The organism is Bradyrhizobium sp. STM 3809 (genome assembly GCF_000239795.1).
Taxonomy (GTDB): Bacteria; Pseudomonadota; Alphaproteobacteria; order Rhizobiales; family Xanthobacteraceae; genus Bradyrhizobium.
In genome coordinates this window covers 1-10,439 of the sequence record NZ_CAFJ01000217.1, presented here as the reverse complement: position 1 = coordinate 10,439, position 10,439 = coordinate 1, and the positions used below count along the sequence as shown (strand labels likewise).

Genomic DNA, 10,439 nt, shown 5'->3' with positions numbered 1-10,439 from the left:
GCGGCGTTCGCCGATCCCGCGATCCATGATCTGTCACTGATCATCCCGATCTACACGATGTCGAAGATCGAAAAGGCCGAGGCGCTCAACCTGTGCGCGGCGGTACGGAGCGGCGTCGGGCTCGCCGGCCATCATGGCGGCATGGGCGACGCCTTCCGCGATTCGGTGGACTACCAGTTCATGTGTGGCGGGCAGTGGGTCGCGCATCCCGGCAACATCATCGATTACAGGGTCGACTTGACCAGGCCGGACGATCCCATCATGAAGGGGCTGAAGAGCTTCGAGCACCGTTCCGAGCAATATTACATGCATGTCGACCCGGCCAATGAGGTGTTGGCAACCACGACCTTCAACGGCGAGCATGCGCCCTGGATCGAAGGTGTCGTGATGCCGGTGGTCTGGAAAAAGCGTTACGGCGAAGGCCGGGTCTTCTATTCCTCGCTCGGGCATCGCGCCTATGAGCTCGACGTGCCGGAGATCCGCACCTTGATGACCCGCGGCATGCTATGGGCGGCCCGCGCGTGACGGCCAGCGCGCCGCCGTCACCCGTTCGTGCGACGCTCGAGGACGTCGCGCGCACGGCCGGCGTGTCGCTTGCCACCGTCGACCGCGTCATCAACCGGCGCGAGGGCGTACGGGCCAAGACCGTGGCGCGCGTCGAGGCCGCGGTGGCCAAGCTCGGCTACCGGGCCGACGTCGCGGCCGCGCGGCTGGCGCGGGGACAGAGCTTTCGCTTCGCCTTCGTGCTGCCGACCGGCGGCAACAGCTTCATGACCAACCTGACCGAGCAGGTCCGGCAGACGGCGGACTGGCTGGCGGGCCAGCGCGGCTTCATCGACATCCTCCATGTCGACGTGTTCGATCCGGACCAGCTGGCCGGTGCCCTGGAGACGCTGTCGCCGGTGTACCAGGGCGTCGCGGTCATCGCGCTCGACCATCCCCGGGTGCGCGCCGCGATCGACGAACTCACCGCGCGTGGCGTCGCCGTCGTCACCCTGGTCTCCGACGCCCCGACCTCGCGCCGCCTGCATTATGTCGGCATCGACAACCCGGCCGCGGGGCGCACGGCTGCGACGCTGATGGGGCGCTTCCTCGGCGGCCGCGACGGCACGGTGGCGGTGATCGCCGGCTCGCTGTCGTTGCGCGATCACGCGGAGCGTCAGTTCGGCTTCAACCAGATCCTGTCGAGCGAATATCAGACCCTGCGCGCGCTGCCCGCGATCGAGGGCCGCGACGACAGCGAGCTGACCCGGGAGCTGACGGCGGATTTGCTGGCGCGGCATGCCGATCTGCGCGGCATCTATTGCTGCGGCGCCGGCAATCGCGGCATTGCGGACGCGCTGGAAGCATCGGGGCGGGCGCGAGAGGTGGTGTGGATCACCCATGAGCTGACCCAGCACACAAGGCGGTTCCTGGTTCGCGGCACGCTCGACGCCATCATCAACCAGGATCCCGGCCACGAGGCGCGCTCGGCGGCGCGCGTCCTGCTCGCGCATTGCTCGGGCGAGCCGATCAGCCCCGATCAGGAGCGCATCCGCATCGACATCTTCCTGCGCGACAATCTGCCATAACGGCCTAGAGCCAGCCGAAGATCGCGATCGCGAGCACCGCCTGCGCCGCGAAGCCGACCACGAAAGCCAGGGTGCGGAAGACCGGCAGGCCGAGCGCATAGACGATGACGTGGGCGACACGCGACCAGAAATAGACGGCGCAGGCGAGGACGGTCCACTTGGTCGAATAGTCGATTGCGTTCAGGATCAGCACCAGCGGCGCGAAGATCACGAGGTTCTCGACCGCGTTGTCGTGGGCGAACATCAGCCGCGTCGCCCAGGCCGCGTGCGGCTTGTCGTTGCGGGAGGGGTTGGCCATCGCGCCGGTCAGGCCGCGGACCTGGCAGCGGTTCAGGATATAGGGAACCCACAGCAGGCCGGTCAGAATGACCGTCAGCGTCAGCCAGAACAGTTCGCGCGTCATCGAGATCCCCTCAACTGATTCCGTCCCGTCCCGCCGGGACGGAGCGGTTATAGTCAATCGCGGCGGATCACGCTACGCGCGGACGCGGACATAGGAGCCCGGCGCATCTTCGAGCGGGGGATAGGCCTCGCTGCCGACACTTCGGGCAGGAACCTCCTCGGGATCCAATTCGCCCAGCCACGCGCGCCAGTCGGGCCACCACGAGCCCTTGTGCTCCTGCGCGCCCTTCATCCAGTCCTTGAGTGAGATGTCGTGGATCTGGTCGTTGGTCCAGTACTGGTATTTTCCGGAGGAGGGCGGGTTGACGACGCCGGCGATGTGGCCGGAGCCCGACAGCACATACTTCACCGGGCCGCCGAAGAACTGCGAGCCGTACAGCACCGAGTCCGCCGGTGCGATGTGGTCCTCGCGGGTGGCGAGATTGTAGACGGGGACCTTCACCTTGGAGAGGTCGAGCAGCGTGTTGTCGAGCACCATGGTGCCCGAGGTCAGCCGGTTCTCGAGGTAGCAGTTGCGCAGGTAGTAGGAATGATTGGCCGCCGACATCCGCGTCGCGTCCGAGTTCCAGTGCAACAGGTCGAATGCCTGCGGCGGCTGGCCCTTCATGTAGTTGTTGACGACATAGGACCAGATCAGGTCGTTCGACCTGAGCATGTTGAAGGCCATCGCCATCTTGCTGCCTTCGAGCACGCCGGAGGCCTGCATGTCGCGCTCCAGCGCCGAGATCTGGGCCTCGTCGACGAACACCAGGAGATCGCCCGCGTGGGTGAAGTCGACCTGCGCGGCCAGGAAGGTCGCCGAGGTCACGCGCTGGCGGCGCTTGTCGGCGAGCCAGGCCAGCGTGGTGGCAAGCATGGTGCCGCCGACGCAATAGCCCATCGTGTGCACCTTCATCTCGCCCGTCACCTTCTCGATGACGTCCATCGCCGTGAGCGGGCCCTCCTTCATGTAGTCCTCCCAGGTCTTGGTCCCCAACTTCTTGTCGGGATTGACCCAGGAGATCACGAAGACCGTGAGGCCCTGATCGACGCACCATTTGATGAACGACTTTTCCGGGCGCAGGTCGAGAATGTAGAACTTGTTGATCCAGGGCGGCACGATGAGCAGCGGCGTCCGCAGCACGTTCTCCGTGGTCGGCGCGTACTGGATCAGCTGCATCATCTCGTTCTGGAAGATCACCTTGCCCGGCGTCGTCGCCATGTTGACGCCGACCTCCAGATTGGCCGGATCGGACTGGCGGATCTTCAGCGTGCCCTTGCCGGCCTCGATGTCCTCGGCAAGCATCTGCATGCCGCGCACCAGGTTGTCGCCGCTGGTGGCAACGGTCTGCCGCATCACCTCGGGATTGGTCAGCACGAAGTTCGACGGCGCCAACGCATTGGTGATCTGGTTGACGTAGAACTCGGCCTTCTTGCGGGTGTGGGGATCGAGTCCTTCGGCATTGTGGACCAGATCCTGCGCCCACTGCGTCGTCAGCAGATAGGCCTGCATCACGAAGTCATAGAACTGGTTCGACTTCCACTCCGGATCGGCGAAGCGCTTGTCGCGCGGCGACGGCGAGATCGCCGGCGGCGCGTCCTCGCCGGCCAGCCGCCGCGAGGCCGAGCCCCACAGGTCGAGATAGCCCTTGGCGATCTTGGTCTGGATGTCGCTGGCGCGATCCTTGTCGGACAGCCAGTAGTCCGCGACCGCCGTGAACGACTTCACGACTTCGGCGAGCTCGGTCGGCGGCCGGTCCTGAACCTCGCCGGTTTCGCGCGGCTTCAGATAGGCGGCAATCGCCTTGCCGCTGCTCTCCATTGCTCTCGCGATGTTGGTCGCGAAGGCTTCGGCGTCGAAGGTTTTTTGTGAATTGGTGTTGTTCGGCACGTCGGTCATGGCCTGCTCACACTACCGCGTCGGAATCGTTTCGTCACCGCGCGAGATCAACAATCCGGGAGTTTGGGGTTAATTCGATGTCTGTTTGTTGCGTTGCGAAAAATGCGCTTGCTTCGGCCATGGTGAACTCCTAGGGCGGGAGCGAAAACCTGTTCAACCGATGAATCTTTCGGGTGACATTTGGTTGTACTGCGGCAAAATGTGCCGTGTTGCGATGGGGTGCTGTAGTGGCGGCGGGGGCTGTGGCGTGGCGCTGGTGAGCGAGGGCTTCAGGACGAAGGCACGAGCCCTTTGGGCCGGCGTTGCGCTTTGCGCCTGCGTCGCGCTGTCCGGTTGCTCCAGCCAGATCGCCGACATGCCGTCGCTGGACGCCGAGGCCGTGTCGGCTCCGAAGGATCACAGCGGCTATCTGCCCGTCAACGACGTTCCGCGCAACCGCGAGACGCCGGTCATGTCGCCGGAAGAGCGCGCCCGGATCGAGAAGGAGCTCAGCGCCGCGCGCGACCGCCAGGCGTCGGCCGGGACGCCCGTCAGGGACCGGTGAAGGGTCGGGACGCCCCCTGACGTAATTGTCTGGCGCGGCGCGACGTCCATGATAAAACACCGGAATCAACCGCACCTCAGAGTGTCGTCGCCAAACAGGCCGCAAGGCCGTGCTAAGTTCATGATCTAGCACGGATTTCAGGGCAGCGGCGCCACCGAGCCAGCGCTGCTGGCTGATCCGCCCCCGGTTGCCGGAGCCGAGAGACCCATGGAAGATTTCTACCGCATCCGCCGTCTGCCGCCATACGTCTTCGAGCAGGTCAACCGGGCCAAGGCGGCCGCGCGGAACGCCGGGGCCGACATCATTGACCTCGGCATGGGCAATCCCGACCTGCCGGCGCCGGCGCATGTGCTGGAGAAGCTCAAGGAGACGCTGGGCAAGCCGCGCACCGATCGCTATTCGGCGTCGCGCGGCATCGTCGGCCTCCGTCGCGCGCAGGCGGCGTATTACGACCGCCGCTTCGGCGTGAAGCTCAATCCCGACACCCAGATCGTGGCGACGCTCGGCTCCAAGGAAGGCTTCGCCAACGTTGCGCAGGCGATCACCGCGCCCGGCGACGTCATCCTGTGCCCGAACCCGAGCTATCCGATCCACGCTTTCGGCTTCCTGATGGCCGGTGGCGTGATCCGCTCGGTGCCGGCCGAGCCGACGCCGCAATTCTTCGAGGCGGCCGAGCGCGCGATCATCCATTCGATTCCGAAGCCGCTGGCGCTGATCGTCTGCTATCCGAGCAACCCGACCGCCTATGTCGCGAGCCTCGACTTCTATCGCGACCTCGTCGCATTCGCGAAGAAGCACGAGATCCTGATCCTGTCGGACCTCGCTTATGCCGAGGTCTATTTCGACGAGAAGAATCCGCCGCCGTCGGTGTTGCAGGTGCCGGGCGCGATGGACGTCGCGGTCGAGTTCACCTCGATGTCGAAGACCTATTCGATGGCCGGCTGGCGCATGGGCTTCGCCGTCGGCAATGAGCGCATCATCGCCGCGCTGGCGCGGGTGAAGTCCTATCTCGACTACGGTGCGTTCACGCCGGTCCAGGTTGCGGCCACCGCCGCGCTGAACGGGCCGGACGACTGCATCCGCGAGATGCGCGACGTCTATCGCAAGCGCCGCGACACGCTGGTCGAGGCGTTCGGCCGCGCCGGCTGGGAGATCCCCTCGCCGGAGGCCTCGATGTTCGCCTGGACGCCGCTGCCCGAGAAGTTCAAGAGCCTTGGCAGCATGCAGTTCGCGACCCTGATGGTCGAGAAGTGCGGCGTCGCGGTGTCGCCGGGCGTCGGCTTCGGCGAGCACGGCGAAGGCTTCGTCCGCATCGCCATGGTCGAGAACGAGCAGCGCATCCGGCAGGCCGCGCGCGGCGTCCGCCGCTTCCTTGAAAGCGGCATCGAAACGTTGCACAACGTGGTTCCTCTCGCCAATCGGCGCTGAGTCTCCCGTTTTCCTTGCTGCAGGTTCTTTGATTCCATGGTCGCACCCCTCCGAGTGGGCATCGCGGGCCTCGGCACCGTGGGTGCCGAGGTCGTTCGTCTGATCGAGCGGCAGGGGCGCGTCCTGACCGAGCGGACGGGACGTCCGGTGCAGGTCGTGGCGGTCACGGCGCGGTCCAAGAAGAAGCGCGCCGTCGATCTCACGGGGATCAAATGGGCCAAGGATCCGCTGGCGCTCGCGGCGGACCCCGAAATCGATTGCCTGGTCGAGCTGATGGGCGGTTCTGGCGATCCGGCCCTGTCGGCGATCGACACCGCGCTCAAGGCCGGCAAATCGGTGGTCACCGCCAACAAGGCGCTGATCGCCAAGCACGGCCTGAAACTCGCCAAGGCGGCCGAGAAGCATGGCGGCGCCTTGAACTTCGAAGCGGCGGTCGGCGCCGCCATCCCGGTGATCAAGACCCTGCGCGAAGGACTCGCGGGCACCGGCATTCAGCGCGTCTATGGCATCCTCAACGGCACCTGCAACTACATCCTCACCCGGATGGAGCAGGAGGGGCTGTCGTTCGATGCGTGCCTCGCGGACGCCCAGCGCCTCGGCTATGCCGAGGCCGACCCGTCGTTCGACATCCACGGCCACGACACCGCGCAGAAGCTCGCGATCCTGGCGAGCCTCGCCTTCGGCACCCAGGTCGCCGAGAAATCCATCTATGTCGAAGGCATCTCCTCGATCGCCCCGGAGGATCTGAAGGCCGCCGACGAGCTCGGCTACCGCGTCAAGCTGCTCGGCGTCGCCATGCGCACGGCCAAGGGCATCGAGCAGCGCGTGCATCCGACCATGGTGCCGAAATCCTCCTCGATCGCCCAGGTGATGGGCGTGACCAATGCGGTGACGATCGACGGCGAGGGCATTCCGCCGATCACGCTGGTCGGCCCGGGAGCAGGGGGCGCGGCCACCGCGTCCGCGGTCGTGGCCGACATCGCGGACGTTGCCCGCGGCATCCGCGCCGCGCCGTTCGGCCGCCCGGTCGACAGGCTGCAGGCGACCGAGAAGGCGCCGATGGAGCGGCACGAAGGCGGCTACTACATCCGCCTGATGGCGCGTGATCACGCCGGTACCGCCGCGACGATCGCGACGCGCCTCGCCGAGCAGAAGATCTCGATCGAATCGATCGTGCAGCGCCATCCCAATGGCAGCGAGCCGATGAAGGCGGGCGCCAAGGGCGGGCCGGTGCCGGTGATCCTGATCACCTACGCGACCCACGAGGACGCGGTGCATCGGGCGCTGCAGGCCGTGCAGCGCGACAAGGTCATCAGCGGCAAGCCGCAGGTGATCCGGATCGAGAAAAATTAGCGCATGATGCCCAGGGAAGCGGTTGTGGAACCGGTTGTCCCTGCTCAAACAAACGCGTGGCGTTTGGCTGTGGTTCATGCTCAAAACGCACGATGCAGGGGCGGTGGCGCCATGGCCGGTGCCGGCTGCCCCATTGGTACGCCGTTCGTGGGGACGGCGTCCGAGCGGTAGATTTTGATGGCGGATGTCCGCCGTGACGCCTTGAGGAGTTGGCCGATGTCGACGCAGATTTCCGTCCCGCAACAATTGCTGCTCGAGCGTATCCTGACCTTGGAGCTGGTGCGCGTGACCGAGCGGGCGGCGGTGTCGGCGGCGCGGCTGCGGGGCCATGGCCAGGAGAAGCCTGCCGACCAGGCGGCGGTCGACGCCATGCGTCGCGAGCTCAACAAGCTGCCGATCGAGGGCACGATCGTGATCGGCGAGGGCGAGCGCGACGAGGCGCCGATGCTCTACATCGGCGAGAAGGTCGGCCTCAACGCCGGGCCCAAGGTCGACATCGCGGTCGACCCGCTCGAAGGCACCACGCTGTGCGCCAAGAACATGCCGGGCGCGATCGCGACCATGGCCATGGCCGATGGCGGCACCCTGCTGCACGCGCCCGACGTCTACATGCAGAAGATCGCGGTCGGTCCGGGCTATGCCAAGGGCGTGGTCGACATCGACGCGACGCCGGCCGACAACGTCCGCCGCCTCGCCAAGGCGAAGGGCGTCGATCCCTCCGCGATCACCGTGCTGGTGCTCGACCGTCCGCGCCACGCCGACATCATCCAGGGCGTGCGCTCGACCGGCGCCGCGGTGCGCCTGATCACCGATGGTGACGTCGCCGGCGTGATCCACTGCGCCGATCCTGACAACACCGGAGTCGACATGTATCTCGGCACCGGCGGCGCGCCCGAGGGCGTGCTGGCCGCGGTGGCGCTGCGCTGCATCGGCGGCCAGATGCAGTGCCGCCTCATCCTCGACACCGAGGAGAAGCGCGAGCGCGCGCACAAGATGGGCGTCGGCGACCCCAAGATGATCTACGGCATCGAGGACATGGCCCGCGGCGACTGCCTGTTCGCGGCGACCGGCGTGACCACCGGCTCGCTGCTGTCCGGCGTCAAGTTCCGCAAGGACGGCGTCATCGAGACCGAGACCGTGGTGATGCGCTCCGTCACCGGCACCGTGCGCTACATCCGCGCCGAGCATCGCCAGCTGGAGAAGTTCCACCTCGACTGAGGTCGCCAAGTCATTCCGGGACATGCACAGCGTGAACCCGGACTCCCGAGCAGGCAGGTCGATATTCCGGGTCTGCGCACTGCGCGCGCATCCCGGAATGACGAAGTCAGAGGGCGATCCAGCATGTCCGATCTCTCGATGGTCAAGGCGCTGGTGTTCGACGTGTTCGGCACCGTCGTCGACTGGCGCACCAGCCTGATCAACGACTTCACCGCGTGGTCCAAGACCCGCGGCATCCAGGGCGACTGGACCGCGCTGGTCGATGGCTGGCGTGGGCTCTATGTCGGCTCGATGGACGAGGTGCGCAAGCATCCGGAGCGCGGCTACATCATTCTCGACGTGCTGCATCGGCGCTCGCTCGAGACGCTCGTCGCCAAGCTCGGCATCACCGGCCTCACCGAAGCCGATCTCGATCATCTCACGCGCGGCTGGCACCGGCTGCATCCCTGGGCCGACAGCGTCGCCGGGCTGACCCGGCTGAAGTCCAGATACATCATCGCGCCGCTCTCCAACGGCAATGTCGCGCTGCTCACCAACATGGCGAAGTTCGCGAGGTTGCCGTGGGACCTCGTACTGTCCGCCGAGCTGTTCGAGCACTACAAGCCCGACCCCGAAACCTATCTCGGCGCCGCGCGTCTGCTGGGTCTTGCACCCAGCGAGGTGATGATGGTCGCCGCGCACAACAATGATCTCGAAGCCGCCCAGCGCTACGGCCTGAAGACCGCCTTCGTCGCGCGCTCCACCGAATACGGCCCGCTCCAGAGCCGCGACTTCGAGGCCACCGGCGCCTGGGACATCATCGCCGCCGACTTCAACGGCATCGCCGATCGGCTCGGCTGCTGATCCTCCGTCCTCAACCGCCCGACACGATCACGCCGTACCAGCCGAGGCCCCTGTAGGTCTCGTAGCCCGGCGTGGCGTGGAAGGCGACCATGCGCCCGGAGGCGTCCTGGTAGAAGCCGCTGCTTTTGCCATCCAGCTTGAGCGACACCCGCTCGCTGAGAATGCCCTGGCCGTCCGACGAGGCGATCACGCGATGGCTGGAATCCACCAGCAGCGCGCGCGCCTTGTCGCTCTCGCTGACTCGCACGCCTTGCACGATGGCACGCGCCTGCGCTTCCCAGTCGAAATGGATCGCGAGCACGCCGAGCGGCTTGCCATGGGCCTTGCCGTCCTCGCGCACCGAGGCGCAGTAGGTCGCGACCTGGGCGTTGCCGAGCAGCGGCTGGCACTCGACGTCGCCGGCGACGTAGTCGTCGCCCGAGCGCAGGCCGCGCGCCTCTCGGAACCATTTCGTATCTGCGACGCTCTGGCCGACCACGTTGTATCGGTCGGCGCGGCCATTGGCGATGACCTTGCCGGAGGGATCGCACAGCCAGAGGTCGAGATAGACGGTGTAGGCCGACAGGATCACCGCGAGCCGTTCGGAGACATGGGCGACGCGGGCGGCATCCGGCGCAGCGGCGCAATCGACGACGGCGGAGTCCGTCGCCCACCAGCGCACGTCGCAGGTCCGCTCATAGAGATTGCGGTCGATCAACTCGATCGCGTTGAGCGCCAGGTCGACCATGCGCTCGCCGCGGGCGCGTTCCGTCATGCGCTCGATCGAGCTCTTGAGATTGCCGGTGCGCGTCGTCAGCTGACCTTCCAGCTCGCGCGCGATCGTCTCGACCTGCTGGCCGACCGCGCGCACCTCCTGCGCCACCACGGCAAAGCCCGCGCCCTGCGCGCCGACCCGCGAGCTCTCGATCAGCGCGTTCAGCGCCAGCATCTTCATCTGGTTGGTGATCTGCTGGATCGACTTGGTCTTCTCGCAGGCGATCTGGTTGACCTCGCCGGTGAGCCGCGCGATCAGCGCCGAGACGTCGGTCTCGTCCTCGACCCCCGTCGGCTGCGAGGGAACGAGCGAGGGCGAGGACTTCAGGTCAGGCGCAGTCAGCATCGGCATGCACTCCAAGTTGCAGCGCGTCTTCCGCGGCCTTGCGGAGCGCCAGCAAACGAACGGTTCTTTTGATTGAAATTGAAAGGAGTTCGCCTAACGGCT

Annotated in this window: 10 protein-coding genes; 7 read left to right on the top strand and 3 right to left on the bottom strand. The window is 66.4% G+C overall.

All coding sequences use genetic code 11. The annotated features are described in order from the left end of the window. The coding region (locus BRAS3809_RS11870) for a ThuA domain-containing protein (RefSeq protein WP_035656144.1) at positions 1-525 on the top strand (525 nt) is incomplete at its 5' end. Then, complete coding sequence (locus BRAS3809_RS11865; RefSeq protein ID WP_085963484.1) at positions 507-1,571, top strand: LacI family DNA-binding transcriptional regulator; 1,065 nt, start codon at positions 507-509, stop codon at positions 1,569-1,571. The genes BRAS3809_RS11870 and BRAS3809_RS11865, both read left to right, overlap by 19 nt. Positions 1,572-1,575: 4 nt before the next feature. Here BRAS3809_RS11865 and BRAS3809_RS11860 read toward each other — a convergent pair whose 3' ends face one another. Both BRAS3809_RS11860 and BRAS3809_RS11855 read right to left on the bottom strand, forming a co-directional pair. After that, on the bottom strand, positions 1,576-1,974 hold the full coding sequence (locus tag BRAS3809_RS11860) for an MAPEG family protein (protein WP_008962336.1): 399 nt from the start codon (positions 1,972-1,974) through the stop codon (positions 1,576-1,578). Between the two features lie 72 nt (positions 1,975-2,046). Next, positions 2,047-3,852 (bottom strand): PHA/PHB synthase family protein, encoded by a 1,806-nt coding sequence (locus BRAS3809_RS11855; protein ID WP_008962335.1) that lies wholly within the window; start codon positions 3,850-3,852, stop codon positions 2,047-2,049. Positions 3,853-4,207: 355 nt separating this feature from the next. On the opposite strand from BRAS3809_RS11855, the gene BRAS3809_RS37695 reads away from it, so the two are divergent. The 5 genes from BRAS3809_RS37695 (at position 4,208) to BRAS3809_RS11830 (ending at position 9,238) form a co-directional block, all read left to right on the top strand. Continuing rightward, positions 4,208-4,396 (top strand): hypothetical protein, encoded by a 189-nt coding sequence (locus BRAS3809_RS37695; RefSeq protein WP_008962333.1) that lies wholly within the window; start codon positions 4,208-4,210, stop codon positions 4,394-4,396. A 207-nt stretch (positions 4,397-4,603) separates the two neighbouring features. Further along, positions 4,604-5,824, top strand: a complete 1,221-nt coding sequence (locus tag BRAS3809_RS11845) for an LL-diaminopimelate aminotransferase (protein ID WP_008962332.1) — start codon at positions 4,604-4,606, stop codon at positions 5,822-5,824. 36 nt (positions 5,825-5,860) lie between these two features. Continuing rightward, positions 5,861-7,177, top strand: a complete 1,317-nt coding sequence (locus BRAS3809_RS11840) for a homoserine dehydrogenase (protein ID WP_035656142.1) — start codon at positions 5,861-5,863, stop codon at positions 7,175-7,177. Positions 7,178-7,393: 216 nt separating this feature from the next. After that, positions 7,394-8,395, top strand: coding sequence for a class II fructose-bisphosphatase (glpX, locus tag BRAS3809_RS11835; protein ID WP_008962330.1), 1,002 nt, complete (start codon positions 7,394-7,396; stop codon positions 8,393-8,395). A 123-nt stretch (positions 8,396-8,518) separates the two neighbouring features. After that, positions 8,519-9,238 (top strand): haloacid dehalogenase type II, encoded by a 720-nt coding sequence (locus BRAS3809_RS11830; RefSeq protein WP_008962329.1) that lies wholly within the window; start codon positions 8,519-8,521, stop codon positions 9,236-9,238. A 10-nt stretch (positions 9,239-9,248) separates the two neighbouring features. On the opposite strand, the gene BRAS3809_RS11825 is transcribed toward BRAS3809_RS11830, so the two are convergent. Further along, positions 9,249-10,337 (bottom strand): methyl-accepting chemotaxis protein, encoded by a 1,089-nt coding sequence (locus BRAS3809_RS11825; protein WP_008962328.1) that lies wholly within the window; start codon positions 10,335-10,337, stop codon positions 9,249-9,251. Positions 10,338-10,439 lie beyond the last annotated feature (102 nt).

What these genes read in the sequence shown, in the direction of transcription:
- BRAS3809_RS11845 (WP_008962332.1), top strand. Translation starts at nt 4,604, where the DNA reads ATGGAAGATTTCTACCGCATCCGCCGTCTGCCGCCATACGTCTTCGAG.
- BRAS3809_RS11825 (WP_008962328.1), bottom strand. Translation starts at nt 10,337, where the DNA reads ATGCTGACTGCGCCTGACCTGAAGTCCTCGCCCTCGCTCGTTCCCTCG.
- BRAS3809_RS11855 (WP_008962335.1), bottom strand. Translation starts at nt 3,852, where the DNA reads ATGACCGACGTGCCGAACAACACCAATTCACAAAAAACCTTCGACGCC.
- glpX (WP_008962330.1), top strand. Translation starts at nt 7,394, where the DNA reads ATGTCGACGCAGATTTCCGTCCCGCAACAATTGCTGCTCGAGCGTATC.
- BRAS3809_RS37695 (WP_008962333.1), top strand. Translation starts at nt 4,208, where the DNA reads ATGCCGTCGCTGGACGCCGAGGCCGTGTCGGCTCCGAAGGATCACAGC.
- BRAS3809_RS11840 (WP_035656142.1), top strand. Translation starts at nt 5,861, where the DNA reads ATGGTCGCACCCCTCCGAGTGGGCATCGCGGGCCTCGGCACCGTGGGT.
- BRAS3809_RS11860 (WP_008962336.1), bottom strand. Translation starts at nt 1,974, where the DNA reads ATGACGCGCGAACTGTTCTGGCTGACGCTGACGGTCATTCTGACCGGC.
- BRAS3809_RS11830 (WP_008962329.1), top strand. Translation starts at nt 8,519, where the DNA reads ATGTCCGATCTCTCGATGGTCAAGGCGCTGGTGTTCGACGTGTTCGGC.
- BRAS3809_RS11865 (WP_085963484.1), top strand. Translation starts at nt 507, where the DNA reads ATGGGCGGCCCGCGCGTGACGGCCAGCGCGCCGCCGTCACCCGTTCGT.